This window comes from Shewanella sp. GXUN23E (genome assembly GCF_050865035.1).
Taxonomy (GTDB): domain Bacteria; phylum Pseudomonadota; class Gammaproteobacteria; order Enterobacterales; family Shewanellaceae; genus Shewanella.
In genome coordinates this window covers 294,203-321,135 of record NZ_JBOZWP010000002.1, presented here as the reverse complement: position 1 = coordinate 321,135, position 26,933 = coordinate 294,203, and the positions used below count along the sequence as shown (strand labels likewise).

24 protein-coding genes and 5 tRNA genes are annotated in these 26,933 nt (G+C 51.4%); 16 read left to right on the top strand and 13 right to left on the bottom strand.

The features are described from left to right. The first annotated feature begins 55 nt into the window (after nt 1-55). The 5 genes from pyrD (at nt 56) to ACRRUX_RS03630 (ending at nt 5,033) form a co-directional block, all read left to right on the top strand. Nucleotides 56-1,075: a quinone-dependent dihydroorotate dehydrogenase gene (pyrD, locus tag ACRRUX_RS03650; RefSeq protein ID WP_432527257.1), complete on the top strand. Its 1,020-nt coding sequence runs from the start codon at nt 56-58 to the stop codon at nt 1,073-1,075. 181 nt (nt 1,076-1,256) lie between these two features. Beyond that, on the top strand, nt 1,257-1,793 hold the full coding sequence (locus ACRRUX_RS03645) for a cell division protein ZapC (RefSeq protein WP_432527255.1): 537 nt from the start codon (nt 1,257-1,259) through the stop codon (nt 1,791-1,793). Between the two features lie 101 nt (nt 1,794-1,894). After that, on the top strand, nt 1,895-2,950 hold the full coding sequence (locus tag ACRRUX_RS03640; RefSeq protein ID WP_432527253.1) for an FUSC family protein: 1,056 nt from the start codon (nt 1,895-1,897) through the stop codon (nt 2,948-2,950). Nucleotides 2,951-3,179: 229 nt separating this feature from the next. Beyond that, nucleotides 3,180-3,785, top strand: coding sequence for a HupE/UreJ family protein (locus ACRRUX_RS03635; protein WP_432527251.1), 606 nt, complete (start codon nt 3,180-3,182; stop codon nt 3,783-3,785). Nucleotides 3,786-4,574: 789 nt separating this feature from the next. Next, nucleotides 4,575-5,033 (top strand): type II secretion system protein, encoded by a 459-nt coding sequence (locus tag ACRRUX_RS03630; RefSeq protein ID WP_432527249.1) that lies wholly within the window; start codon nt 4,575-4,577, stop codon nt 5,031-5,033. Nucleotides 5,034-5,522: 489 nt separating this feature from the next. Here the strand turns inward: ACRRUX_RS03630 and ACRRUX_RS03625 are convergent. From ACRRUX_RS03625 to ACRRUX_RS03610, 4 genes are all read right to left on the bottom strand, one after another. Beyond that, nucleotides 5,523-5,599 (bottom strand) — tRNA-Met (locus ACRRUX_RS03625). A 48-nt stretch (nt 5,600-5,647) separates the two neighbouring features. After that, nucleotides 5,648-5,724 (bottom strand) — tRNA-Met (locus ACRRUX_RS03620). Nucleotides 5,725-5,772: 48 nt separating this feature from the next. Next, nucleotides 5,773-5,849 (bottom strand) — tRNA-Met (locus tag ACRRUX_RS03615). Between the two features lie 48 nt (nt 5,850-5,897). Beyond that, nucleotides 5,898-5,974: transfer RNA gene (locus ACRRUX_RS03610), tRNA-Met, on the bottom strand. A 285-nt stretch (nt 5,975-6,259) separates the two neighbouring features. Here ACRRUX_RS03610 and rlmKL point away from each other — a divergent pair. From rlmKL to rmf, 5 genes are all read left to right on the top strand, one after another. Beyond that, a complete protein-coding gene (gene rlmKL / locus ACRRUX_RS03605) occupies nt 6,260-8,386 on the top strand; it encodes a bifunctional 23S rRNA (guanine(2069)-N(7))-methyltransferase RlmK/23S rRNA (guanine(2445)-N(2))-methyltransferase RlmL (protein WP_432527247.1) in 2,127 nt (708 codons plus the stop codon). Beyond that, nucleotides 8,379-8,633 carry a glutaredoxin family protein gene (locus tag ACRRUX_RS03600; RefSeq protein WP_432527245.1) on the top strand — a complete coding sequence of 85 codons (255 nt, stop codon included), beginning with the start codon at nt 8,379-8,381 and terminating at the stop codon, nt 8,631-8,633. Before rlmKL ends, ACRRUX_RS03600 begins: the two co-directional genes overlap by 8 nt. A 1-nt stretch (nt 8,634) precedes the next feature. Further along, entirely contained in the window at nt 8,635-10,587 is a 1,953-nt protein-coding gene (locus ACRRUX_RS03595) for an ABC transporter ATP-binding protein (RefSeq protein WP_432527243.1), read from the top strand. Nucleotides 10,588-10,614: 27 nt separating this feature from the next. Beyond that, on the top strand, nt 10,615-12,489 hold the full coding sequence (locus ACRRUX_RS03590) for a DUF3466 family protein (RefSeq protein ID WP_432527241.1): 1,875 nt from the start codon (nt 10,615-10,617) through the stop codon (nt 12,487-12,489). 213 nt (nt 12,490-12,702) lie between these two features. Continuing rightward, a complete protein-coding gene (gene rmf, locus ACRRUX_RS03585; protein WP_432527239.1) occupies nt 12,703-12,879 on the top strand; it encodes a ribosome modulation factor in 177 nt (58 codons plus the stop codon). 74 nt (nt 12,880-12,953) lie between these two features. On the opposite strand, the gene fabA is transcribed toward rmf, so the two are convergent. Together fabA and ACRRUX_RS03575 are read right to left on the bottom strand one after the other, a co-directional pair. After that, on the bottom strand, nt 12,954-13,469 hold the full coding sequence (gene fabA / locus ACRRUX_RS03580) for a bifunctional 3-hydroxydecanoyl-ACP dehydratase/trans-2-decenoyl-ACP isomerase (protein WP_432527237.1): 516 nt from the start codon (nt 13,467-13,469) through the stop codon (nt 12,954-12,956). 67 nt (nt 13,470-13,536) lie between these two features. Next, nucleotides 13,537-15,135 (bottom strand): S16 family serine protease, encoded by a 1,599-nt coding sequence (locus ACRRUX_RS03575; protein ID WP_432527235.1) that lies wholly within the window; start codon nt 15,133-15,135, stop codon nt 13,537-13,539. Between the two features lie 233 nt (nt 15,136-15,368). Between ACRRUX_RS03575 and ACRRUX_RS03570 the strand changes: the two genes are divergently transcribed. Further along, nucleotides 15,369-15,459 (top strand) — tRNA-Ser (locus ACRRUX_RS03570). Between the two features lie 273 nt (nt 15,460-15,732). Here ACRRUX_RS03570 and ACRRUX_RS03565 read toward each other — a convergent pair. The 4 genes from ACRRUX_RS03565 to ACRRUX_RS03550 all read right to left on the bottom strand — a co-directional run bounded on the left by ACRRUX_RS03565 (nt 15,733) and on the right by ACRRUX_RS03550 (nt 20,201). Beyond that, on the bottom strand, nt 15,733-17,655 hold the full coding sequence (locus ACRRUX_RS03565; RefSeq protein WP_432527233.1) for a PKD domain-containing protein: 1,923 nt from the start codon (nt 17,653-17,655) through the stop codon (nt 15,733-15,735). A gap of 177 nt (nt 17,656-17,832) precedes the next feature. Continuing rightward, nucleotides 17,833-18,201 (bottom strand): DUF2069 domain-containing protein, encoded by a 369-nt coding sequence (locus tag ACRRUX_RS03560; protein ID WP_432527231.1) that lies wholly within the window; start codon nt 18,199-18,201, stop codon nt 17,833-17,835. A 9-nt stretch (nt 18,202-18,210) separates the two neighbouring features. Continuing rightward, on the bottom strand, nt 18,211-18,558 hold the full coding sequence (gene arsC / locus ACRRUX_RS03555) for an arsenate reductase (glutaredoxin) (RefSeq protein ID WP_432527229.1): 348 nt from the start codon (nt 18,556-18,558) through the stop codon (nt 18,211-18,213). Nucleotides 18,559-18,719: 161 nt separating this feature from the next. Then, nucleotides 18,720-20,201 (bottom strand): beta-barrel assembly-enhancing protease, encoded by a 1,482-nt coding sequence (locus ACRRUX_RS03550; RefSeq protein WP_432527227.1) that lies wholly within the window; start codon nt 20,199-20,201, stop codon nt 18,720-18,722. A 107-nt stretch (nt 20,202-20,308) separates the two neighbouring features. Here ACRRUX_RS03550 and ACRRUX_RS03545 point away from each other — a divergent pair, with 107 nt between their 5' ends. Next, the gene (locus ACRRUX_RS03545) at nt 20,309-20,536 is read left to right on the top strand and encodes a sulfurtransferase TusA family protein (RefSeq protein ID WP_432527225.1); all 228 of its coding nucleotides are present in this window, start codon (nt 20,309-20,311) and stop codon (nt 20,534-20,536) included. Between the two features lie 121 nt (nt 20,537-20,657). Beyond that, nucleotides 20,658-21,734: an AI-2E family transporter gene (locus ACRRUX_RS03540; RefSeq protein ID WP_432527223.1), complete on the top strand. Its 1,077-nt coding sequence runs from the start codon at nt 20,658-20,660 to the stop codon at nt 21,732-21,734. Here ACRRUX_RS03540 and ACRRUX_RS03535 read toward each other — a convergent pair. Further along, a complete protein-coding gene (locus ACRRUX_RS03535; RefSeq protein WP_432527220.1) occupies nt 21,685-22,620 on the bottom strand; it encodes a LysR family transcriptional regulator ArgP in 936 nt (311 codons plus the stop codon). The genes ACRRUX_RS03540 and ACRRUX_RS03535 overlap by 50 nt on opposite strands. Nucleotides 22,621-22,757: 137 nt before the next feature. Here ACRRUX_RS03535 and ACRRUX_RS03530 point away from each other — a divergent pair, with 137 nt between their 5' ends. Then, a complete protein-coding gene (locus tag ACRRUX_RS03530; RefSeq protein ID WP_432527218.1) occupies nt 22,758-23,384 on the top strand; it encodes a LysE/ArgO family amino acid transporter in 627 nt (208 codons plus the stop codon). Nucleotides 23,385-23,441: 57 nt separating this feature from the next. Here ACRRUX_RS03530 and bcp read toward each other — a convergent pair whose 3' ends face one another. Then, on the bottom strand, nt 23,442-23,909 hold the full coding sequence (gene bcp, locus ACRRUX_RS03525) for a thioredoxin-dependent thiol peroxidase (RefSeq protein WP_432527216.1): 468 nt from the start codon (nt 23,907-23,909) through the stop codon (nt 23,442-23,444). 54 nt (nt 23,910-23,963) lie between these two features. Then, nucleotides 23,964-24,488: a glycine cleavage system protein R gene (locus tag ACRRUX_RS03520; RefSeq protein WP_432527214.1), complete on the bottom strand. Its 525-nt coding sequence runs from the start codon at nt 24,486-24,488 to the stop codon at nt 23,964-23,966. 165 nt (nt 24,489-24,653) lie between these two features. Between ACRRUX_RS03520 and dapA the strand changes: the two genes are divergently transcribed. Next, a complete protein-coding gene (gene dapA, locus ACRRUX_RS03515; RefSeq protein ID WP_432527212.1) occupies nt 24,654-25,538 on the top strand; it encodes a 4-hydroxy-tetrahydrodipicolinate synthase in 885 nt (294 codons plus the stop codon). 3 nt (nt 25,539-25,541) lie between these two features. Beyond that, complete coding sequence (gene bamC / locus ACRRUX_RS03510) at nt 25,542-26,636, top strand: outer membrane protein assembly factor BamC (protein WP_432527210.1); 1,095 nt, start codon at nt 25,542-25,544, stop codon at nt 26,634-26,636. The last annotated feature ends 297 nt before the right edge of the window (nt 26,637-26,933 follow it).

Genomic DNA, 26,933 nt, shown 5'->3' with positions numbered 1-26,933 from the left:
AATATGAAAATGAGCCCTGGCGATTGCCGGGGCTTTTTTAGGTCTAGGAGAAAACATGTTTTACAAAATAGCGCAGAAAGTGATGTTCCAAATGAACCCGGAGCAGGCCCACAACGTGGCTATGGCAGGCTTGAGTGCAACCGGCAACTCACCTCTGAACTGTTTTTATCGTCAGGATATTGTCCCCGCTCCTGTGACTGTCATGGGCATTACCTTTCCAAATCCAGTGGGGTTGGCGGCCGGTATGGATAAAGATGGCGAAGCGATTGATGCGTTTGCAGCCATGGGCTTTGGTCACATCGAAGTCGGGACCGTAACTCCTCGTCCACAACCAGGAAATGATCTGCCAAGACTGTTCCGTATTAAACCGGCCAAGGCGATTATCAACCGCATGGGATTCAACAATAAAGGTGTCGATAACCTGGTAGCCAACTTAAAGGCTGCAAAATCCGGTGCGCTGGTGGGTGTCAATATCGGTAAAAACCGCGATACGCCGGTAGAGCAGGGTAAAGATGATTATCTGATTTGTATGGAGAAGGTGTATGAATATTCGGCTTACATTGCCGTCAATATCTCTTCCCCCAATACCCCCGGACTGCGTACCCTGCAATACGGTGAGTTGCTGGATGATCTGCTCAGTTCGCTGAAAGCCAAACAAAAAGAATTGGCAGACAAGCATGGTAAATATGTACCGGTGGCATTGAAGATTGCTCCTGATTTAACGCCCGATGAGATCGAAAAGATCGCCCAGTCACTGATCAAAAATGAATTTGATGGTGCCATTGCAACGAACACAACACTGACCCGCGATGGTGTCAGTGGTCTTAAGAACAGCAATGAAACCGGTGGCCTGAGTGGTAAACCTCTGAATGAATTATCTACACGGGTAATCAAGCAATTGGCTGATTGTTTACAGGGTAAATTACCTATTATCGGGGTTGGCGGTATCAACAGTGCTGAAGATGCATTGGCCAAATTGGATGCCGGCGCTGAGATGGTTCAGATCTATTCCGGCTTTATTTATCAGGGACCTCAGTTGATTAAAGAGATCTCTGATGCTTATCGAACTAAATAAAATCATTAGTGATTTTATAGGCGATCGTAAATCGCCGATCGCGATCCAATAAAGATCTGAAAACGATCTTTGTAGATCGCGATTACTTTATATAAAACAGTAACTAACCATCAAATTTCCCTTTGAATTTGGTGGTTTTTTCAACTATTATCGAGCTGAAATCAGATAATAGGTAGACGTTATGCTATTAATGCCACAGCAGGATTGGCAGTGGAGTTATAACGATACGTACAATTTGCTGAGCGTTTCGTTAGGCGCAGAAATGGAATTTCTGACTCCCTACCATAAAAAATTACTGATCCCGGACGCAATGGCGCCAACAGAATTTAGCATGGAACAGGCTAAGTTCTATATTGGCATGGTCGAACGTCTGCAAAATAGCCTGTCTCTATCGGATGCTGCACTGGTGCAAATTGCACTGAATGCCACTGCTGCCCATTTTATGCTCAAACCACAGATGCCTAAGTCCTGGTATTTTGAAACCAGCGATGTATGTGTTTACTGCGAAGTCGGTAAATTATTTGAGCTGCTGAGCCTCAAAAAACAGCGGGTATTGGTGCTGGTTGTCGAAAATGCACTGCAAGCCGCTCAGGTCATGCTGCTGAACAATAGCTGCGAGCTGACTGATGGCAAAAGTATGTCGCGTTTTGATACTATCAAAGTGATGCACAATAGATTATTGCCAATAAAAGTTAGCCGTCACGTTATCGCTGCCTGATTTTATTTATCACTAGTTTATCGATTTTGTTAGCCAGATTGGGCTTTGTACTTTACATATTTTATAAAATAGTAAGCAGTCTTCCCATGAGGTCATCAGATATGTCGGTCTTTTCGCCTGACAGTAATTTTGCCAACGCCATTTATCGTCACTCCCGTATTATTCATGCTGGCAAATTAACATTGGCTTTGCTGATCGCTGTGGTAATCAACGCGGTTTGGCCATTGCCCCATTTTATCTGGAGCATGGTGACCATAGTGATCATCATGCTGGGTTTACCTCAGGTTGGCGGGGCTCTGGAGAAGTCACTGCAACGTGCCATCGGCACCTGCGTTGGTTCTTTTTGTGGAGTGTTACTGATCGCCGGGTTTCACAACTACTGGCAACTGATGGGGCTTTTGGCACTGGCTGTAGGCTTGATTTGTTATATCGGCAAAGGTCGTTACAGCTACGCCTATTTGGTTACCGGATTTACCATGATCATCGTGATTGGCGATGCCAATCATGACACGACTGAAGCCATATGGCGCACTGCCAATATTCTGCTGGGGTGTGTCATTGCTGTTGCGGTATCTTTGATGGTGCTGCCCATTAAAGCTAAACAGGATTGGCGTCAGCAACTGGCGCAGGCGTTTAATGGTCTTGCCGGAGTGCTGGGGAAACATCTGGCGGCAGGTGAGGCGGGCTGCAGTGACAGTCGCGTCGAGCTGGAAAAGGTCATGAAGGCCGTGCTGGCCCAAAAAAAGTTGTTTTTCTCGCTGGAGTGGGAGAGCCGGACACTCAGACGCCAGAAGGCATTACTGGAGCAATTGGCTCAGGAGCAAATCCGGCTGGTGACTTTGCTGGAAATCATTAGCCAGACACGTTGGCGGAATGATGAATACCCGTCATATGCCAAAATCAACCAACTCGCCCTGAGCCTTCGACCTGCTTTATCAGCGATGGCCGATTACATTACCGGCGCGGCTGATAATCTGCCACCTTTACCGGCGCAAATGGGCATGACGCTGCATCAGCAGTTGCTGGCATCCCTTGATGAAGAAGAGCAACATCAGTTTGCGCTGACCGGTTACACCTGGTTGTTGTATCAATTTGCGGCAACGGTTGAAACCCTGTACGCCCAGATAGGTCAATTGGGCCAGGTCAGCAGGGCGTAATTTCGGACAGCTTGTCGCGCTTGTGGCTACGGTTTCGTCGCAGATAGCAGGCGTTAAGCTGTACCTGCTGTTGTATGTCTATCTATCCAGCTGTGAACCTCTAATCTTACTCTTTGTAATAAAAGCATTTTTATATCATTAACCCACTCAAAGTTTGAGCATGATCAGATTTTCCGGTAGCAGGCGGGCGTATGGTTAATACAGTCAGGTAAACAGCCGGAGGTATACCATGTCGAACGTGCGTATTGGTTTGCTGGGGGGCTCAGCTTTGCTCGGGCTGTTGATGGCAGCTGCCGCAGTGATGGCTGACTCTGCCGTGTTCAGTGCGGAAGTAGAGCAGGGAGTTCGTGCTGGTTTGGTACACCAAATATCCGGAGTGGTTCATCTGGTGATGATGCTGGCAATCGGCATCTGGGCCTGGCAGTTGGGGCGTAACGCCTGGTTCTGGTTACCTATTGGGGTTATTGCGGCCCTGGTTCTGGGGTCACTACTGGGACGAAATGCCATGGCACAAACCCTGTGTCAGGCAGGCACCATTCTATCGGTACTGATGTTGGGAGCCATGATTGCCGGTAACGTTAGATGGCCTGTGATGGTCTCGTTGACGCTGGTGTCGGTGCTATCGTTGTTCCATGGTTATGGTCATGGTCTTGAATATGCTGATCCCAACGGGTTTATGGCATATATAGCCGGTATTGTGATAGCCAGTGTACTGGCGATGTATTGTGGCACTGGGTTGGCAATGCTCCTGGACATCACTCATCGGCGACGGAACCGGGAGTTATTGGGGGCTCTGACTTTACTCAGTGGTGCCGCCATGGTCTGGCTTGCGTGAGCAAATCCGGCTGTCGCAGTGTTGCATTTGCTCGTTATTCCGCTAAGTTGAACAGAAAGATAGCTTGGCGGAGAGATCCAAATGCAAACGTACAATGTGGTGTTGGCCTATGTCGAAGAGCCCGGGTTGTCGGGTTGCAGATTGAGCACCATTCAATTCGATAATCTCAGTGCAACAAGCGAATCAGAAGCGATAGAAAGGGCATTTGCAGCGCTGAAGACGACTCATGAATCGGCTGTCTGTGATCCTTACAACTCATTGGTTACGCAATTGAAGTAAGGCTCTTGCGTTATGCTGCTGATGAGTGGCAATCACTATCTGCATAGTCTGCCGTCGCCTGCGCTGATGTATTCAATATAAGATCTGAGCTGTTACGGATAAAAGCTTAACCTGTTGACGTTATTTTTGTGTACCACCAGCCTGCGTTTTCATCACAGGGGCTAAAACAGATATTGCCGTTGAACTCCTCGGGCAAGACGTATATTCCTTTTACCATAAACTATAAAAACGTTTGAAGTGATGAATGTCGTGATTAATTATTCATCAGGCTGGATGAGGAAACTAGATATTCCAATAGTCTATTACATTTCTAATATTTAATGCATGAATCATAAGAAGTTAATATTATTTTGTCAGCGTCGATTAATTGACGCTGTGATGATTAATAATTCAGCATTTGCCTTATGGTCATTGTGATGCTCATCACATTAGCTTCTGGTGCTCAGAATAAATCTGCGCGCTGCACGTATAATCTGTTCGCTTATTTACCCAGTTGTTAGAGGTGTTGTTTTGAAAAAGCAAAATGGTTTTACGTTGATTGAGCTTGTGGTCGTGATTATTATTCTGGGCATTCTGGCCGTAGTTGCAGCGCCTAAGTTCATTAACCTGTCTGATGACGCGGAACTGTCTGCTGCACAGGGCACTGCGGGCGCATTGAAGTCTGCTGTCAGTATGGTCCATGCCAAGGCGCTAATTGCTGGTCCAAGTGCGGAACTGACTGAAGTAGTGGTTGACGCAGCTGGTAATAAAGTAGCAGTAAACGCCACTGGTTATCCGGTGTTCAAATATATTACAGGCCAGACTGGAAAAACTACTCTGGAATACGTTATGGATACTCCTGAGGGATACACTGTAGTTACTACTGACGATAAGACAACTCTGTCTAAAACTCGTGGCAACAAAAAATGTGAAGTAGTTTATACCGTTGCAGATGCTAGTGTAGAAGCTACATGTGGTCCAGCTGCTTAATTATTTACAATAGCTAGAATGCAAGCGACCTTTATTAGGTCGCTTTTTTTATGCTCAATGTCCTCGAGCTCTGCATTGTCATCGTGTTGGGGGAGTGAAAGCGGGTGAGTGATCTTGTTCTTATAAGGCCCTAGGTGATAAAACCCTGGACGACCATACTGTTCACATGGATATATCTAGGCGATGTTTTGTTGGTGGCTTCAGTTTGGAAGTCATAGAGAAACGTTCATGCTGCTCTATAGCTGACCTCAGTAATTCATTAGTTAATCGACAATTTTAAGTGAAAAAAGACTTTCAAGGGGGAGGTTATTTTTCCTCTGTGGAGAGGTTGGTTGCAGGGCCGGATTTAACTGGGCAACACTTGCCGATGGCTTGAGGGGTATGATTGTGGGTTGGTAGCATTTGCTAAAGTAAAGCTGAGTTATCGCTAGATCTTCAGATACAAAAAAACCTGCATCTGCAGGCATGTTTGCTCTTCTAAAAAGAAGTTGGTTGCGGGAGCCGGATTTGAACCGACGACCTTCGGGTTATGAGCCCGACGAGCTACCATGCTGCTCCATCCCGCGTCCGAATTGTCTACTGTTTGTTTTGAATCTTTCTGTCAGCCAGAAAGTTGGTTGCGGGAGCCGGATTTGAACCGACGACCTTCGGGTTATGAGCCCGACGAGCTACCATGCTGCTCCATCCCGCGTCCGAATTGTTTGCTGTTTGTTTTGAGTCTTTCTGTCAGTCAGAAAGTTGGTTGCGGGAGCCGGATTTGAACCGACGACCTTCGGGTTATGAGCCCGACGAGCTACCATGCTGCTCCATCCCGCGTCCGAATTGTTCGCTGTTTGTTTTGAGTCTTTCTGTCAGCCAGAAAGTTGGTTGCGGGAGCTGGATTTGAACCAACGACCTTCGGGTTATGAGCCCGACGAGCTACCATGCTGCTCCATCCCGCGTCCGATATTGCTGCTTTGCTCTGCTACTGCGTCGAAAGCGGGGCGAACTATAACGACCGATGTGACGCATTGCAAGCCGAAATCAGAAATAAGCGTTTGTTTGCGTGAATAATCAACTGACTTTGTCTTGGTGTAGGGTTGGTGTTGGTAATTGGTGATTCAGGCGTTTCTTAATCTGGTGTGTGAAGAGCCGCAGGCAGGCAAATGAGAGAACTGTTTATCTTTTACCTCGCTTCAAGGGTATAATGCGCAACTAATTTATGAGTAAGCCTTAGCATCACATTCATGTTTTCATTTTTTGCTGCAGCCCCTAAGGGCTTTGAATATGCCCTGGCGGGCGAACTGGCCGAACTGGGCGCCTCTGAGATCAAAGAGAGTGTGGCCGGTGTCTATTTCTCTGCAACCCTGGAGCAGGCCTACCGCATTACTTTGTGGACCCGCCTGGCCAGCCGGATAGTCCATATCATCTATAAAGGTCCCTGCGAGTCGGCGCAGCAATTGTATGATGCCGCTTATTGTATCGACTGGCCGAGTCATTTTGATTACCGCAACAGCTTTGCCATTGATTTTCATGGTACCGGTGGGTTTATCAATAACACCCAGTTTGGTGCGCTCAAGATTAAGGATGCTGTGGTTGACCGATTCCGTGACGATTTTGACCGCCGTCCTGATGTCAGCCGCACAGATGCGGATTTCCGCATCGATGCTCATTATCGCAATAATCAGGTCACCATCGGCCTGAACTTTTCCGGTGGCGCACTGCACCAGCGTGGCTATCGCGACCGCACGGGTGAGGCGCCACTGAAAGAGAATCTGGCCTGCAATATGCTGGTTCGCAGTGGCTGGAGCAAAGATATGCAGACATTGCTCGATCCCTTCTGCGGCAGTGGCACTGTGGTGATTGAAGCGGCACTGATGGCGGCCGATGTTGCACCGGCTCTTAAACGCAGCCGTTTCGGCTTTGAATTCTGGCGCCGTCATAAAGAAGATGTCTGGCGTGAAATTAAAGCCGAGGCACAACTTCGTGCCAATCGCGGCCTGCAGTCAGTAGATGTGAAGTTTTACGCGTCAGATATCGACTCGCGTGTGGTGGCGCTGGCTAAGCGCAATGCGCAGCTTGCCGGTGTGGCGCATCTGATTGATTTCAAAGTTGCCAACGCACTGACCGTGGCGCCGCCTGCAGAGGCTGGCTGTATGATCACCAACCCGCCTTACGGTGAGCGTTTGGGCAATATGTCTGAGCTGCTGCAGCTGTATTACCAGCTGGGTGACAAGCTCAAGCGCGAGTTTGGTGGCTGGAAAGTGGCCATGCTGTGCTCCGATATCGAGTTGATGTCGGCGATCAAGTTGAAAGCCGATAAGCAGATGAAGATGTTCAACGGCGCGCTGGAGTGCGGCTTTAACCTTTATACCCTGCATGCCAAGTCCACCCGTCGCGAAATGCCATCGGCTGAGGGCGTGGATATCAGCAAAGTGGCCGAGCCGTTTGCCAACCGTCTGAAGAAGAATATCAAGCAGCTGGATAAGTGGGCCAAGCGTGAAGGTATTGATTGCTATCGTCTGTATGATGCTGATATTCCCGAATACAACGTGGCGGTTGACCGTTATCAGGATTACCTGGTGCTGCAGGAATATGCCGCGCCGGCCAAAATTCCGGAAAATGTCACCAAGCGCCGTATGACGGATATGCTGCTGGCGTTGCCTGCTGCCAGTGGTGTCGATCCGGAAAAAATCGTACTCAAGACCCGGGAAAAGCAGAAGGGCAGCAGTCAGTATCAGAAACTGGACAAAGAAAAGCTGGAGTTGACCGCGCATGAGTATGGTTGCCAGTTCAAGGTTAACCTGACCGATTATCTGGATACCGGTTTGTTCCTGGATCACCGTCTGACCCGTAAACTGGTGGGCGAAAAGTCCAAAGGCCGTGACGTACTGAATCTGTTCTCTTACACAGGCTCTGCGTCTGTGCATGCCGGGAAAGGTGGAGCCAAATCGGTCACCACAGTGGATATGTCCAACACCTATCTAAACTGGGCCAAAGATAACTTTGTGCTCAATGGCCTGATGGGGCGTCAATACCAGTTTATCCAGGCAGATTGTCTGCAATGGGTGAAGGATTGTGAGCAGCAGTTTGATTTGATCTTTATCGATCCGCCAACCTTCTCCAACTCCAAGCGTATGGAAGATTCCTGGGATGTACAGCGCGATCATGCCAATGTACTGATTGATCTGAAAAAACTGCTGCGTCCGGGCGGCGAGATCATCTTCTCCAACAACAAGCGCAAGTTCAAAATGGATTTGGACGCGCTGGCTGCAGCTGGTCTGCAGGCGGTGAATCTTGATGCTAAATTGCTGCCGGAAGACTATAAGCGCAATCCGCAAATTCATAATGTCTGGCTGGTAACCCATGCCTGACAAGGTGATTCCTCAGCCGCTCCTGGCTGAGTTAACCCTCTTTCATACTGACGGCTGCCATCTGTGTGAGATGGCAGCCGAGCTGCTGAACGCCATGCAGCTGAGCGTTGTTCATCAGGATATCTGTGATGATGAACTGCTGGCCGAGCGTTATGGCGTTCGCATTCCTGTACTGGCCACTGGGGCCGGGCAGGAGCTGAACTGGCCGTTTGACGAAGCGGCAGTGAAACAATTTTTGGGAGTCTAGATTGAGTCTGGTTCGAATTAACAAAGGATCACTGGCGTACGGCTATATCCCTTTGCTGCAGGAAGCTGATTTCACCATTGAAGCCGGTGAGCGGGTGTGTATTGTGGGGCGCAATGGCGCCGGCAAATCCAGCCTGTTGAAAGTGCTGTCCGGCGATACCTTGCTTGACGATGGTGAGTTTAACATTGCCAATGATGTTAAAGTCAGTCGCTTGCAGCAGGACCCGCCCAAGCAGGAGCAGGGCACTGTATACGCCTATATTGCCGGTGGTCTGCAAAAAGCCGGGGAGGCGCTGGAGCAATACCACAGATTGTCGGCCGATCTGGCTCATGCCAGCAGCGATGAGATGGACAAAATGCTCAGGCAGATGGAACGTCTGCAAAACGAGCTGGACCATCTGGATGGCTGGCAGCTGGATACCCGTATTAACGGTCACTGCAAACGCCTGGATCTCGACCCGGATACGCCGCTGTCAGAACTTTCCGGTGGCTGGCAGCGTAAAGTCGCACTGGCCCGCGCGCTGGTGAGTGAGCCCGATCTGTTGCTGCTTGATGAGCCCACCAACCATCTGGATATCGACACCATCGAATGGCTGGAGCAATATTTGCTGGCCTATAAAGGCGCCATCGTATTTATCAGTCACGACCGCGGATTTATCAGCCGTATGGCGACCCGGATTGTGGATCTGGACCGGGGTGTGGTGACCTCCTGGCCTGGCAACTATCAAACCTACCTGGACGGTAAAGCCGAGTGGCTGCGGGTAGAAGCTGAACATAACGCCGCGTTCGATAAAAAACTGGCGGAAGAGGAAGCCTGGATCCGCCAGGGCATCAAGGCCCGCCGTACCCGTAATGAAGGCAGGGTGCGAGCGCTGAAGGCGCTGCGCAGTGAGCGTAAAGAACGGATTAACCGTCAGGGCAATGTCGCCATGGCGGTGTCTGAGTCCGAGCGCAGCGGCAAACTGGTATTTGAGGTGACCGAGCTTAACTACAATCTGCCTGAGTTGGATTTGGTCAAAAACTTCAATACCACGGTAATGCGTGGCGACCGTATCGCTATTATCGGCCCCAATGGCTGCGGCAAGTCCACCCTGATCAAGCTGCTGCTGGCTCAACTGGAGCCACAGTCTGGCGATGTGCGCTGTGGTACCAAGCTGGAAGTGGCCTATTTCGATCAGTACCGCGAAGCACTGGACCCGGAAAAAACCGTTGAGGAAAACGTCGGCGAAGGCAAACAGACGGTAACGGTCAATGGCCGTGATCGGCATATTCTGAGTTACCTGCAGGACTTTCTGTTCTCTCCGGCCCGCGCCCGCACGCCGGTGAAGGCGCTCTCGGGTGGTGAAAAAAACCGCTTATTACTCGCACGCTTACTCTTGCGTCCGGCTAACCTGATTATTCTCGATGAGCCAACAAATGACCTTGATATTGAGACCCTGGAGTTGCTAGAGTCCATGTTGGCTGAGTATGAGGGGACGTTGATCATCGTCAGTCACGACCGGGCCTTTATCGACAATACGGTCACCAGCAGCTGGTGGTACGCCGGTCATGGTCGGTGGAATGAGTTCGTCGGTGGCTATCAGGACGCGCTGGATCAGGGTGCCCGTTTTTATCGTGAACCTGCGGCTCAGTCCGCTGGGGAACCTGCAGTAAAAACTCAGGTCGAAGCTAAGACTGACTCAGGCGCTACCAGTCAGCAGGCCAGCGTTAAACCTGCGCCGGCCAAGGCGGTAAAAAAGCTGTCTTATAAGTTGCAGCGAGAGTTGGATGCGCTGCCAGCGCAGATGGAAGCGCTGGAGCAGGAAATCGAAGTGCTGCAACAAGCAGTGAATGATCCCGATTTTTATACCCGTCCCGGTGATGAAGTCAACGCCGGGCTGAGTGCCCTGGCGGAAAAGGAAGCATTGCTGGAACAATACTTCGAGCGTTGGGAAGAGCTCGAGTCAATGAAGTGAGCACAGAATAATAAATAGGAAATCTGCATGAAGTTAACGTTGGACAAGACACTGTCACTGGTTGCCATCAGTGTCATCGGTGTGCTCGGTACCCTGCCGGCCCATGCTGCCCTGAAAGATGAAGCCTATGAGATCGTCAATATTGAAGATTTTGATCTCAAAGGCACCCTGAAAGATACCCAGCGAGGCTATGGCATGGGTATTAACGCTAATGGTGAGATGGTTGGCGTGTCCAAGGGGCGTAAAAAGCTGCGCGACGAAGATGTCGATGACGGTATTATCGATGTTGAGGACGGTATCGCCCCGGAAGAACAAATCTCCTATTCCGTTGATCAGTCTATTCTGGCCAATAACTTCACTTTCGTGGCGCAGGCAAATGGGGCGTCAGGGGAGTGGACTCCCGAGTTTGACGCTATTGGTGGCGAAACCCCGCCAGATGCTTCTCCGGCGAATTCCGTTGATGCCATCTACTACGCCATTGATGATGCCGGTACCAAAGTCGGTACTGTTTCGGCTCCTGAGCAGAAGCTGGAATACACAGGCACCAACGAAAATCAGGAGTTCTGGTATTACCGGGATTTTGAGCTGCGCGGTGTCGCCAAAAAGGCCGATGGAACTGAGATTACGCTGGTTCCTCCTTATACAACTTACACCTACAAACCTGATACCACAGATGCCAAAGAGGTCAATGTCGGTGGTTGGTCGGTGGCGGCAGATATCAATCAAAACCAGTTGATCGCCGGTTACGCCAGTACTGCCATCAGTAAATACGGTGCTGAGCGAATCGATGCCTGTTTTGCTGAAGGTGTCACACTGCCGCTGGATATCTGCGTGCAGGCCAACCAGTTCCCATCCGGCACCGGTGGTCGCAATATTCAGTACCAAACCCGGGCCTATGTGTGGCAGTTGGATGCCAGCGGGGGAGTAACAGGTACTGAATTGCCGTTGGGACTTGAGGCTCCGGCTGACTCTGAAATCGTCTATACGGCTCAGGGACTTGGGGTCAATGGTAACGGTGTGGTTGCCGGGCGCTCAGATAATTATCGTGATGGTGATACGGATGACCGCCGCATTGATGCCGGGTACTGGGTCAAAGAAACCAACAACGAAGGTGTGGAAAAGTACGTATTCAAACCCGTGCCGTTTCCTGATCGCCAGTATTACAACACCATCGCCTATGATGTGAATGATGATGGTTTGTTGATTGGTGCCTACGACAGATATCTTGAGGGTTACCTGCGAACCAAGTTTTTCACGCTGGATATCAACAATCCTGCTGCCGGCATTAAGACCCCCAACGATTTCTACGGCAGATTGTCAGATCTGAGCAGTACGCCCAGGGATATCAACAATCAGGGCATGGTGGTGGGCTGGATTGATATCACCCATGATAAGGAAACGGCCAGACCGAAATCCGGCTTCCTGTACAACTCAGCCACTGAAGAGTTTATCGATCTGAATAAGGTGCTGACCTGTGAGTCCAAAGGGCTGGAGGCAGACGGTAACGGTGGCTGGCAACGTCATGATGTACTGGTCACTGATGGTACCGGAACCGAGTTCAGCTACAAAGCCGACATTCGGGTGGTGGATGCCACCAGTATCGCAGAGGATGGCACCATAGTCGGGACTGCGTTTGTCCGTAAACCTAGATATCAGGTGGATGAAAACGGAGATCTGGTACTGGAAAATGGTCAACCTGTGTTTGAGCTGAACGCTAATGGTCAGCCACTGACATCGTTGCTGCCCCGTGCGGTGGTGCTCAAGCCGTCAAATGGCGCGATCTGTACCTATGTCGACCCTGATGATGATAACGCGCCATATGAACGTAAGGGCGCTGCTGGCTGGGCTTGGCTGACATTGCTGCCACTGTTGTGGTTGCGTCGTCGATTTGGCGTAAAATAATCTATAAAATTAGTGATTTAAGTTTATTTTAAGGTTCAGGGAAAAATCGGTGCGCTGGCGCCGATTTTTTTCGCCACGTTCTCAATAGCTTAATATTTGAACGCTAAAATACTCCGTTTTGATCATTGATCTCGCCTCCAAAACATTCTATTCCTAACAGTGAAGTTGAACATAATTTCAGCTTCCCTTTTGTGTAGAACAGAGGATGCTTACATGAAAAGACAAAAACGAGATCGGCTAGACAGGGCTTTTTCCAAAGGATTCCAGGCTGGAGTGGGTGGTCGCTCCAAGGACATGTGTCCATATTCCAATCTGGACTCCAGGTCGCAATGGCTTGGAGGTTGGCGTGAAGGCGTGGAAGGTCGACTTACTGGAATGTTTACCAAGTAACAGTTAATTCAGCGTCAAGCATAAGCAAAATGCCCTCTCTCGGAGGGCATCTTTGTATCGGCAACAGGCAATAATCAGAAAGTGGAGGTGTCAGAAAATACACCTACTTTCAGATCTGTCGCACTGTAGATCTCGCGACCATCCACTTCCAGCGTTGCATCGGCAATACCCATGATGAGTTTGCGGTGAATGGTGCGTTTGATGTTCAGTCTGTAGGTGACTTTCTTGGCGCCAGGCAACACCTGACCGGTAAATTTCACTTCACCGACACCCAGAGCTCGCCCTCTGCCCTGAGCACCTTCCCAGGCGAGATAAAAGCCAACCAGCTGCCACATGGCATCCAGCCCCAGACAGCCAGGCATAACCGGATCACCTGGGAAATGGCAGCCGAAAAACCACAGATCAGGATTGATATCCAGCTCAGCAACAATTTCACCCTTACCGAAAGCGCCACCGTTCTCGTTGATGGTGATGATACGGTCGATCATCAGCATGTTGTCGACAGGCAGACGAGGGGAGTTTTGTCCGAACAGATCACCATATCCGCAGGCGACCAATTCTTGTTTGCTGTAACTGTTAGCTTTGTTCATTGTTATGGGTACTCCTGAATTTGTTGACGCCAAGATTAGCGAACAGGTGTACGCCAAACAACTCCGATCAGCTTGAAAATCCGAATTTGGCTTTAATTCTGTCCCACAGACCGGGTTCCTCCTCGCCGTGGCCTGCCAATTTATCAAGTCTTTGTTGCACTAAACCGTACAGGCTGTCATCGGGGAAATTATTGTCCTCGTCAGCTTCACCGGCTGGCATATTCATCAGCAGTTCGACAGCTTCATCCATATGCGCCACCTGAAACAGATGGAACTCACCGGCCGCCACGGCATCGACAATTCGTGCTGGTAAATTCAGTTGCTGCAGGTTGGCCCGGGGCAGAATAACCCCCTGTTCGCCGGTTAGCCCACGACGTGCACACAGGTTGAAGAAGCCTTCAATCTTTTCGTTGACGCCACCAATCGCCTGCACATTGCCCAGTTGATCCAGTGCACCGGTCACCGCCAGCGACTGTTGTATGGGTTGTTCGGCGATGGCAGAAATCAGGCTGCAATACTCAGCCAGAGAAGCGCTGTCGCCGTCAATCTCCTGATAGGATTGCTCAAATACGATATTAGCATTCAGGTGCAGCGGTGCATCCCGGCCAAAAATACGGTACAGGCAGGCGGTAAGGATCATCATGCCTTTGGCGTGAATATTACCGCCCAGCTCTGATTTGCGCTCAATGTCCGCCACTTCTCCATCACCATAATGGACGGAGGTGGTAATGCGGGCTGGTTCACCGTAACAGAAATCAATGGCATCGATCACTGTTAACCCATTGATTTGACCTATGGCCTCTCCTGAGGTGGGCAGATTGATAAAGGCGTCATCAAAACTCTGGGCTGCGAACAGTTCAGAAGCATTGTGGCGAAATTGCCTTGCGGCAATGGCCTGCTCAATCGCCTGACTGTCCAGGTGGTTATCCTGACTGAAACTGCTGGCTTGAGCTAACAGTTGTACCAGCTCGGCGCTGGCCAGACTCAGTCTTTTCTGATGCTCTGTCAGACCTGAGCTGTAGCGGCACAGGACGGGCAGTGCGCAGGCCGTCAGCTCAAGTTGTTTACTGGCGGCAAGACAAGCCAGATAAGCCACGTACTCATCAGCGCTGTGGTGATTAAGATCCAGCTCATGTGCCATTTCGCCCAATAATGGAAACAACTGGCTGAAACGGCTTTCCTGATAACGTAATCCGGCATAGAGCTCGCTGTTGCCAATCAGTACTATCTGCGCGTTGAGGTTAAATGACTGACCACCGCTTTGATATCCGCCCTGCTCCAGGCAGTGACACAGCAATTCCCAAAGGTTTTCACGTTTTATCAGGGACTCCGCACAGATCAGCAAAAACTGTCCGCAGGCCAGCGCACCGGCTTGCCATTGACCGTCCGGCAGACGTTTGCCGAGCAGATCCTGACGGGTGATATTGCCGCTTAAATATTGCCAGGGCTTTTGCGGACTGACATGTTGCAGGGCACCCAGCAATATCGGTCGTGACAGACCGGAGAAATCGGCAATATAAAGATGCTGCCCCGTCAACTCCGCCATTCTGAGGGCGCTGGTCAGTCTTTCCTGCCCTAAAAGTGGTGTCGCGGGCGTGCAGTCAACGGGCTTACTGATTTTAAATACCGGTGTTAGAGAAGTTGCTGGGATTTTGGTTGATGTCATGGCATTAGGGATTTTTAAAAAGTACGCCGATATTAACACATTAGTTTTGTCCTCCGGATCGGACAGACGGGTTTTTTGCCGCGAAGGGATGGTTATTGGTGACGATTCAGGCGGCGCTGGTAAGTTGCTTGTATGGGAATAAGTCGGTTTGATCGTAAAATCAGCGATTGAGCAGGCGGATCCCATATTAGTGTTTACAAGGGCGGGGCAGGTGGATATTATGCCCGTCATCCGGAGGGGTGGCAGAGTGGTTTAATGCACCGGTCTTGAAAACCGGCGTGGGTTAATAGCCCACCCAGGGTTCAAATCCCTGCTCCTCCGCCAAATTAAGAAAAGCCCGCTACGCAAGTAGCGGGCTTTTTGCTTTTCGATCAGTCATCAGCTTTCGCCCAACCGATATTCAGCCTGCGGTTGGCTGGGTCTTGTAACAGTGTCAGCCAAACTGTCTTATCCGCTGGCGTCAATATTCCCTCTATTAATGCCGACTATATGCGTGAGTGTTCCCTGAGTGTTTGGCGAGTCCGGTTGGAGCAGGAGTTTTCGGCGCCGCTGAATCATTCAGACCTGCAGATTGCCGGCAGGTCTGAATGGGCCGGGTCATTGCCTGGTTTGCCTGTGTCTGTCGCCGCTGAAGCGCAGTGGCGGCTGAACTTTGCTGCGGCCCTGGCTGAATCCGCTTACCGGCGCCAGATTGGGCATCGGGTCAAGCTGCAGATTGGCTCCCCAACTTACGCCGGGACGCATGGGTAACGGCGGGGGCAAATTACGGACAAGCGTTGGGCCATCAATTCCCGGGATCATCTGTTCAAGTACCAGTGCCGCGCGGTCTTCCAGGCTGGATTCGCCGATGCGTCCACGTTGTCCCCAGTCAACTATCACAGTTGCCGCGGTGGCGTCATCCGGGGCGTTGGTGACCGCCACGTCACGCTGGATCCCCAGTCGGTGGCTCATCATGGCTTCTTCAAACAACATGGCGGCATCTTCCTGTGGTGTTGAATAGGCGTAAAAGTCGCTGGCAATGTCGGCGGAGAAGAACCCGGTGACATCCGCCGGTAGATAAGCCTTTTGAGTATTGCTGGCGGTTTCACCCATGAATCTGACCTGTGCCAGAGCCCGCATTTCTTCACTTCGCAACGGATAGTCGCGAGTCAGCTGATCTGAGATCAACTGCTTTTGCTGATTGCGGCGTACAAATGCGTCATACAGGGTTCGCTCGGAGATATCGGCGTGGATACTGGTGGGGAAAAAATCGTTGGCATGGGCCAGTTCGTGATACAGCAGCGAGGCCAGATCCGGCTCAATATCATCCAGCGTTCTGTCGACTCTGACTGCCGGACTAAAGTACTGGCTGGCATAGTCGTTGTTTTTCACATATCGCCAGGGCATCAGAAACTGAAGGTCATTGCCAAAGCCTGTACGATAATCCGGTGCCTCGTTGATGGTGTCCCGCTGCGCCGGCGTCAGCCACAGGTCATTCGGATCAAGATAGATAGCGCCGGTGGCAACCCAGTAAAAAGACGGCCTGATGTCATAACTTATCACCACTGCCGTGACCGATTTCAGCAGGTGGACAAAGTCCCCCCGGGGATCTTTGGTTTGCAGGAAGGCTTTAAAGTTGTCACCCATCCAGTCATGGGAAACGAGGACTCTGTCCATAATGGTGTCTATGTCAGGAGTGCTGGTTTGCTGGCCAATCAATGGCAATTCGTTGACTGTGCACTGTGCCAGTGTCACCTGAGTGTTGTAGATGCATTTGCTCAGGGCGTTGGCATAGGGGGATTGGGAAGAAAAAGGGTGAACCCTGGCAAGGGGCGGGTCAAACAGAGCATCTGAGGCGGCGGTTGGTTCATTGGTAATAAGCAGATAAACATCATCCTGCTGACTGCCCCGGGTTGCCCGGATATGCACCAGCGAATCCTGACTGACATAGGGAGCAGACATGATCGGCCGCTCGGTTTCACTGAGGTCGACCTTCACTGTTGGTCCGGATACCTGACACCAGTCAGCGGCAGCACTGTTGCCGGTATCATCCAGGCGTAAACTGATACCATCCCCTTCAGCAACCTGATGATCCAGCCGGATATTCAGCCCATTGGGGTCCTGAGCGGCGGCAGTGATACTGACCGCGGCAGTTTGAGTCAGGCCAGCGCGCTCAACGGTCAGTTCAAACTGATAGTCACCGCTTTGAGGTAATTCCATACCCAAAACCGGGCTTTGGCCATTGACCAGTTCCACACCGGGGCCTGTCAGCTGACGCCACTGGTAACGCGTATGCTGATTGTCCGGCAGCGTAGCGATGATACTGACTGGCTGTCCCGCGCGGTAACGGCTCTCCAGCCAAAACTGGATATCGGTCTTGGTTGTCTGGCTGGTTAAGCCTGTGATTGAGCCGCTGCACAGGGCAAGCTCGTCCGACGGGCCAGGGGGAGGGGGAATGAGATTGCCATCTTCACTGTCTCCACCGCCACAGGCGGCCACAGACAGTACCGACGCCGCTGTCAATATGTATAACTTCCTCATAGGCAGGGCACTCCATTGTTATCGTTATTTTGAGTTTTTTGCCTGAATGAATATATCACGGGTATTTTTGTGGCAAAAGTGTGCCATTGGCTTGTTTTTAAGTTGAATTTTGTGGCGTAACAGCGGATTACAAAAATAAAAGGCCGCTTATGCGGCCTGATTTGGCATAACCGGCGATTATTTGCGCGCTTTCAGCCCCAGCCCAAGTTCCTTTCCCCGCAGACGGGCATAGAAGGAAAAGCCTGTGAGCAGCGCCAGCAGTAATACTGATTCCGTTACGGCAAACAGTCTGGCGTCCGGCTCAACATATAGCAGCGTCAGGCTGTGCAGCAGATAAAGACACAGGATAAAACCGCCCCAGGCGAAAGTGTAGGGCTCGCCTTTCAGTATCCCTTTCAAAGGTAACAGCAGCGGCACTATCCACAGCAGGCTGAACAGTAAAGAGTATTCTCCGCTAAGTCCCTGGCCTGCAAACCATCCGGTCAGCAACAGCAGCAGGGCGATGTACCCAAGTCGACACAGTCTGAGCAGAGTCAGGGTATTCATAAGGGGTCCTCAAATCAGCTCAAGCACATTTTCCGGTGGACGGCCGAATACGGCGCGCTCGCCAATTACCACTATGGGACGCTCGATAAGCTTTGGCGTAGTGACCATTGCCTGAATCAATGCTTCTCCCTGCAGCGCGGCGAGTCCAAGCTGTCGGTATTCCTCTTCTTTGGTTCGCATCATGTCTCTAGGATCGGTAAGTCCCAACTGAGCCATCAGCTGGTGAATTTCATCGCGACCCGGAGCGTCTTTCAGGTATTCAACCACAGTGATATCGCAGCCTTTTTCCTCCAGCAGCGCCAGCGTCTGACGACTCTTGGAGCAGCGGGGGTTATGGTAAATCACGGCATGAGTCATAACAGGCATATCCTTTGTTATTGATTTAATTGGGGGATGATAACAAAAAATGTGAGGCAGATCGCCGTTGTGCTGACGGAAAAAACGATTGTGATGATGGCCCTGGACGGGCCATCAATCTGCTGTACTGTGGCAGTGCTGCCCGGCGTGGGCGACCGGGCTTATTTCAGTGACTCGAGCGCCTGCTCAGCCTGTTTGAACTGACGGATGCGGGCTTCGACCCTGGCCTGTTGTAACTTGTCGCCCTCGGCGGCGCGAAACGCGAAATTTAGCTGATCAATGGCGCCTTTGTAATCGGCGGCCAGTGCCAGGGTTTCGGCTTTCACAAAGAACTCCATCGACTTATTGCCGGCCTTTTGATACGAGTCGGTTAGCAGCTGATAGGGGAGAGGGTTGCTTTTATCCAGGAAAATCATGTCCTCCAGCAACGGGATAGCCTGCTGCTCTTTGCCGGCCTCATTGTAAATGTGTGCCAGGTTGATATTGATAACCTGAGAGGTGGGCTTAAGCGCCAGCTCGGCATTGAGCATGGCGATGGCATCGTCATAGTCTTTGCGCTGAGCCAGCAGATCTGACTTGGTGTCCAGATAAAACAAATTGTTGGGATCAGCTTTGAGCAGGTCGTCAATAATGGCTTCTGCCTGCTGATACTGCTCCATTCGAAACAGCGCCAGCGCCTTGCCATACAGCGCGGCCTCCTTAAAGCTGTAACTGTTTTTTGTCAGCTGCTGTTCAAACAGCGACAGGGCAGCAGCCTCACTGTAACTGGAAAAACGTACCTGTACCCGGGCTTTGGCCAGCTGGAAGTTGAGGCTGTCTGCAACCTGTTTGTGGGGATACCTGGTCGCGCGGTTACGGGCTTCTGTGATCCGGGATTCCGGCAGTGGGTGAGTCAGCAACATTTGTGGTGGTTTGCTGGTAAAGCGATAACGCGCAGCCAGTTTGCCGAAAAAGTCTGCGGCTGCATTGGGATCGAAGCCTGATTCCACCATGACCTGCATGCCGATCCGGTCGGCCTCTTTTTCATGCAGCCGGGTGTAGTTGATCTTGGTCTGTGCTGACAGCGCCTGAGTGGTCGCCAGTGCCGCCATCCCCGCCTGCGGCGCGGCAATGGTCAGCAATATCGCTCCCAGCATACCGGCCACGGTCGCGGGCGCCGTCTTTTCCTGGGCCTCAAAGGAGCGGGCCAGGTGTCTTTGGGTCACGTGGGTAATTTCGTGTGCCAGAACCGATGCCAGTTCACTCTCATTGTCGGCATTGAGAAACAGCCCGGTGTGAATGCCCACATGACCGCCGAAAAACGCGAAGGCGTTGATTTCATCGTTTTGCAACACGAAGAAATAAAATGGGGTTTTAACATCCGATGCGTGGGCCACCAGTTTGTTGCCCAGTTCGGTCAGATATTGGTTGAGCACTGGGTCATTGACGACCGGTGCAGAGGCTCTGATCACCCGCATGTAGGCATCGCCAATCTGATTTTCTTTTTCCAGACTGAAGGTGTTGACTGCAGCCGTACCCAGATCAGGCAGGTTGTTGCCGGAAAAACCGCTGGATGCGCTGAAGCTGTCAGCCAGTGCGCTGCTGGCGAGTGTCAGCGAAAGCGTTGCGGCAACCAGTGTGTGCGCAAAACGAGAGGGCTTCAAAATACGCAAGCGGATCCTTGTTGATAGTTGCTGTCGGCCGGGTTGCGGCTTGTAGATTGAGTCGCAAGTTAGGATAATGGCCGTACCTTACCGATAGCAAGATTATTATGGAATTTATTGATTTAACAGCATTCCGTTGCCCGGTCCCTATGGTCAGGGTCAAGATGGCACTGAAAGGACTGATGCCCGGGATGCAACTGCATGTCTTGCTTTCTGACCCGGGATCCCGTCAGGATGTTCCCGCCTTTTTGAAAAAACACGGCTTTGATGTCAGTCAAACGCAAACCCCGGAAGGTCATCTGGCGTTGGTGATTGGCCGGCATGATCCTCAGTAACAAGCTGTAACCTTTACTGTCGCAGCAAGTCAGTTCGGGTTAAGAAGATTTTTGCTATGCTAAGCCTCATTATTCAAGGTGCTGATTTGCGCCGCAATTTACTCTGTTTTTGGGAACCGGAATGATTAGTTTTGTTCAGCATTGGTATAAGAAACGCTTCAGTGATCCGCAGGCGGTCACACTGGTGTTTATTCTGGTGGGATTATCGGCGCTGATCTACTTCGGCGCCGGATTGCTGGCCCCGATTTTTGTGGCGCTGGTGCTGGCATTTTTGCTGGAGTGGCCGGTAGCACAGATGTCCCGTGTGGGGATTAACCGCACGGCGGCGGCCTCGCTGGTGCTGGTATTGTTTGTGGGGGTCATGCTGTTGGTGACCTTCGGCCTGATCCCCAGTATCTGGCGTCAGGGGCTGTCGTTGCTGTCCGAACTACCCAATATGCTGGACAAGGGCCTGGCGATGGCAGAAGGTCTGGCCAGTCAGTATCCCAAATACATTCCACCTGAGCAGCTTGACGGTATGGTCGAGCAGCTGCGCCGCCTGCTTGATACCCAGCACCTGCTGGATATCGGTAAACATCTGCTGGGCTATTCTGCGTCATTGCTGGTGCTGATGGTGTACGCCATTCTGGTGCCCTTGCTGGTATTTTTCTTTTTGAAAGATAAACAGGAGCTGATGCAGGGCGCCAAGCGTTTCTTCCCTTCCAACCGGCAGCTGGCCAGCAAGGTGTGGGCGGAGATGCACCAACAGATCTTTAACTACATTCGCGGCAAGGTGATTGAAATTGTGATTGTCGGCGTGGCGAGTTACATCTTTTTTGCGGTGATGGATTTACGGTATGCCGCTTTGCTGGGTGTGCTCACCGGGCTGTCGGTGCTTATCCCCTATGTGGGGGCAACGCTGGTGACTTTGCCGATTGCGCTGGTCGCATTTTTCCAGTGGGGCTTTACCTCGGATTTTGCTTATCTGATGATAGGTTACGGCATTATTCAGGCACTTGATGGCAACCTGCTGGTCCCCATTCTGTTCTCCGATGCAGTGGATTTACACCCTGTTATTATCATCGCCGCCGTACTGGTATTCGGCGGACTTTGGGGTGTATGGGGGGTGTTCTTCGCCATCCCGCTGGCGTCTTTGATCAAAGCGGTCATCAACGCCTGGCCTGAGCTTCCGTCGATTGAGCATACGGAACATCCATAGACAACAGGACCTGCCTGCAGCCTGCGATCAGGGCCCGGTAAATCAATGTGGTTTGCTTGGCCTTGATATTCCAGTGCTGCCAGTAAAGGGGGACCTGTTTGCGCATTCCCGGCGTCAATTCCACCAGGATACCTTTATCGAGCAACGGCTGTGCCTGCAGGTGGGCAACCAGTCCATAACCCATCTCCCGGCATACGGCATCCAGAAACCCTTCCGATGAGGGGATGGTGTGCTGCCAGATGCTGACCTCATCCAACTGAAAATATTGTTTCAGATACCTGTGGTGCAGCCTGTCCTTGGTGCTGAAAATAACCGCCGGTGCCGCCAGCAGGCTGCGACTGTCTACTCCGTCGTAAAAGAATTTGTCCCGAAAACCCGGTGTCGCCACACACAGGTACTCCATGACCCCCAACGGATCGCTTTTGCAGCCGGGCAGGGGTTCAGATGTGGTGGTAACGCAACCCACCACTTCACCGCTGCGCAGCAGGTTATGGGTATAGGACTCATCATCCACAATCAACTCCATCAGCCAGTTGCGGCGGTTGAATAGAGGCGACAGCGCCGGCAGAAACCAGGTTGCCAGCGTATCGGCGTTGACCGCGATACGCACATTGGTTGGCTGACTTGGGTCGTCGCCGTCCATTTCTGCCTGCAATTCCTGCTCAAGCATCTCAACCTGAGCGAAGTGACGCAGCAGGCGTTTGCCAAGCGGCGTGGCTTCGACCGGGACACTGCGGATCACTAGCGACTGTCCCATTTTTTGTTCCAGAGATCTGACTCTTTGGGATACCGCGGATTGGGTAATATTCAGTACTCTGGCCGCCCGCTCAAAACCGCCTTCGCTGACCACTGTGGCCAGTGCTTTCAGTTGCAGATAGTCAAACATAAATTCAAGTGATTGATTATTGGTAAATCGATATTAGCAAAACTGATGATGCATAAAAAACATTAGTTATATTTGTAATGTTGAATCCGCTAACCTTGGCGCCATATTCCGTTGACTGCATGACTTAAGGAGTACTCATGCAAACCGCATTCATCCAGGGCATGGCAATTGGTGGCAGTCTGATTATGGCTGTTGGTGCCCAAAACGCCTTCGTGTTGAAACAGGGCATCAAGCGCAGCCATCCGCTGCCTATTGCACTGCTGTGTTCTTTTATTGATGCATTGATGATCACTGCCGGGGTGCTGGGATTGGGTCATTTGATCACCAGTATGCCGATGATCAAGCATCTGGCCAGTTTCGGCGGAGCCTTGTTCCTGCTTTGGTATGGCGCCAATGCGCTGAGAGATTCTTTTAAGGTCAAAGGGATGGAGCTTGAAGTCGCTCAGGGAAGGGATACCTTGCGCAAAGCGATTCTGACCACCCTGGGAATAAGCCTGCTGAATCCTCACCTGTATCTGGATACCGTGGTGTTGCTGGGCAGTATTAGTACTCAGTTTGATGATGACGTGCGTCACTGGTTCGGTGCTGGCGCCATTCTGGCTTCCTTTGTGTGGTTCTTCAGCCTGAGTTTTGGTGCCCGCCTGCTCGGACCTGTATTTGCCAAACCCGTGGCCTGGAAAGTGCTCGATCGCTTCATCTGGTTGACTATGTGGTCAATTGCGGCGGCACTGTTGTGGCCATACGCCAAAATGCTGCTTCAGTGAAGGCTTTGAATAGCAAAAAAGGTCCCGAATGGGACCTTTTTTATGTTGAGCCGGATATCAGCGGCTTAGATAGTCAAGCACCACCTGGTGATGGTCTTTGGTTTTGAACTTATCAAACACATGCTGCACTGTGCCATCCTGAGCTATCAGGAAGCTGATGCGGTGAATGCCGTCGTAAATTTTGCCCATAAACTTCTTTTCCCCCCAGACGCCAAAGCCATCGGCAACGGCATGGTCTTCATCGCTGAGCAGCGGGAAGTTCAGTTCATGCTTGTCAGTGAATTTTGCCAGTTTGCTGGCCGGATCCGGACTTATCCCCAATACCGTTACCCTGAGGGCATCCAGCCTGGCTTTGCTGTCACGCAGACCACAGGCCTGCACAGTGCAGCCGGGGGTCAGCGCCTTGGGATAGAAGTACACCACAACCGGACCATGCTTGAGACATTGCGCCAGAGAAACATCCTGATTGTGTTGATCCTTAAGGGTAAACATAGGGGCCTTATCACCGGCGACCAGAGTGTTCATGGGTAAATCCTTGTGTGAGTTCTGCTAAGAGATAAAGGCAGGCTGCGGCGTTAACTACAGCATGTGCTTGATGCTGCATTCCAGCGACAGCTCTTCTGCCAGCTGATAGATACTTTTTTCCAGCTTATCCAGTTCAACTTTTTCCGGAATATTAATCGCCAGGAAAATCGATTGATGCTGTTGCCCCTGGGCATCTTCCTCGGCATGAGAGCGGACGGCGGCGAGATCCAGCGCCCGATCGGCGAGGAATTGCGTAATGCGCTTCATGGTACCTCGCTGATCCTGGCCGCTGAAGGTCACTTCGATTCTGGAGATATAATTCTGCGGCGTGTGGGTTGAGGTCCGTTTCATCACCGTCAGCAGTTCCAGCTCCAGACTCAGGCTGGGCAGGCTGGTTTCAATTTTGGTGATGGCAGACCAGGAGCCGGACACCATCATGATCAAAGTGAATTCGTTTCCAAAAATGGCCATGCGACTGTCCACAATGTCACAGTCACAATCACTGGCAAGACGCGCCAGTTTACTGACAATGCCGGGACGGTCGGCCCCCATGGCAGTAACGACCAGGTGGTTGGTCATGAATTTTCCTCGTAATGTCGACATCAATTTGAGCGCCCAACGGATACGCGGGCGACGCGGGCACTAATGCTACCATAACTTATTCGTTTTGATACCCCTGTGTCCGCTTGTCATTATTCTGCAGCATCAGTACCATAGCTTCTCCAGAATTCTTGGGGAAGTCAGATGTTAAACGGAAGCATTGTTGCCCTGATCACGCCGATGACAGGCGAGGGCAAAGTCGATTATGCCAGTTTGGAGAGACTGGTGGAGTTTCATATCAATGAGGGAACGGATGCTATCGTTGCCGTCGGGACGACCGGTGAGTCGGCGACCCTGCCGGTCACTGAACATGTTGACGTTGTAGCCCATACGGTCAAATTTGCGGCGGGCAGGTTGCCTGTTATTGCCGGTAATGGCGGCAATGCCACTGCTGAGGCCATTGAGCTGACTCAGGCTCTGGCAAAAGTGGGTGTCGATGCCATGCTGGGCGTGACGCCCTATTACAACAAGCCCACTCAAAAGGGGCTGATTGCGCACTATCAAGCCGTGGCAGCCAGTACCGATATTCCTCAGATCCTTTACAATGTGCCCGGACGCACGGCGGTGGATTTACTGCCAGAAACCGTGGCTGAGCTGGCTGTGGTCAGCAATATCATAGGGGTTAAGGAAGCGACCGGCGATCTGATGCGGGTCAGCCGTCTGCGTGAACTGTGCGGTGCTGATTTCAAACTCTATAGTGGTGATGATGCCACGGCCTGTGAGTTTTTGTTGCTGGGCGGTAATGGGGTGATTTCAGTCGCCAACAACGTCGCTCCAAAGGCATTCAAAGCCATGTGTGATGCGGCGCGCTCGGGCAATGCAGAGCTGGCGCGTCAGTATGATGAGCCGCTGCGAGGCTTGTACCGGGAGCTGTTCTGTGAAGCCAATCCTATTCCGGTAAAATGGGCAGTCCATCGCATGGGGCTGATAAATAATAACTATATTCGTCTGCCTTTGACTGAACTTTCTGATACCTATCATGGTCAATTAGAGCAGGCGATGAACAAAGCCCGAATAGAGGTTATCTGATACATGCTTAAGCATCTTACCCCTGTACTGCTGGTGTCCACTCTGGCTGCCTGCAGTACGCCTATGGAGCGACGTCAGGCCAACGGCAATGAAGAGTACCTGAATGCCGGCAGCGACCGCGCTGAACTGACTATCCCCGCCGGTTTGAAGGCGCCCCACTACAGCCGAGAATTTGCTATCCCCGAGCTGGGTCCCAAGGCCGATGCATCACTGCTGGGGGCGAAACTGGATATTCGCCCGCCTCTGCAGGTGTTGCCAATGGCAGAAGGCACTCATGTGGAAGAGGGCAGCGACAGTATTAAGGTCGTGGTTGAGTCGGTGGACAACAGTATCGATTTGAAAAAAGAGATCTACGACTATCTGCTGGCTTTTTTGGCCAAGCGTGATATCGGTGTTGCCAGTGCCAATTTCGACTCAGGTATCATAGATACCGACTGGATTGATTATGACGAAGTGATCGACTCCAGTATGTTCGGCTCGGACAAGGTATACAGCCTGAAACAGAAATATCGCTTCGATGTGCAGGTTCGTCCCCATGGCCGTACCGGCGCCATTGTTATCGAGTTGCTGGACCATCAGGAAAGCTATGACGGTGACGCCAAAGAGACCGCGTTGACCGGTGAGGATAAGCGCCGCTATACCGTGGATATGCTGAACTCAGCTATCGGTTATATGAGTTTGCAGCGTGAGTCAGCGCTGCGCGCCAAGCGGGTAGAGCAAAGCCTGGGTATTCCGGTGACGCTGGAAGACGGTGAACAATCCTATTTTGTCGCCGATGCCGGTTTTGACAAAGTGTGGGATCGCCTGCGTATCGTGCTGCCTGAGATGGGTTTTGAGGTCTCTGATATGGACCGCAGCAAGAAACTGGTGTTCCTGAACTACGATGATGACTCAGGCTTCTGGAGTTCTCTGTGGGGTGATCAGCAACTGCCTCTGAAGAAAGGCGGATACAGACTTTTGCTGGAAACCACGGACAATCCTGATAAAACACGTATGCTGCTGCGTACCATCGCTGATGAGCCGCTGGACAATGAGACCATCGACGGTGTTTATAACGCCTTCAGGGATTTGATGAGTGAAGACCGCAAGGTTCGCTGAATCAATTCTTTGTGAAAAGCGCCTGCGGGCGCTTTTTTTATGCTTGTTTGCCGGCACTTTCCCGTTTGCCTCGTTGCCGTTATTGCTCATCAGGCAGCGGAAGGTTTGACCAATCAAAGTGCGCCGCTGTACCAGATCTGATTGTTCTTCCGTCGATGGAGCGGGCTCGGTATCTCTTTTCCCTATATCTCTTTTCGCTTCGCTGTATCTCTTTTTGCTGTATTTCCTGTTTATCTGTCGCGGCCTGACATACCCGTTGCTTGATTGTGGCCGCTGACCTTTACCATGTGCTGTGCG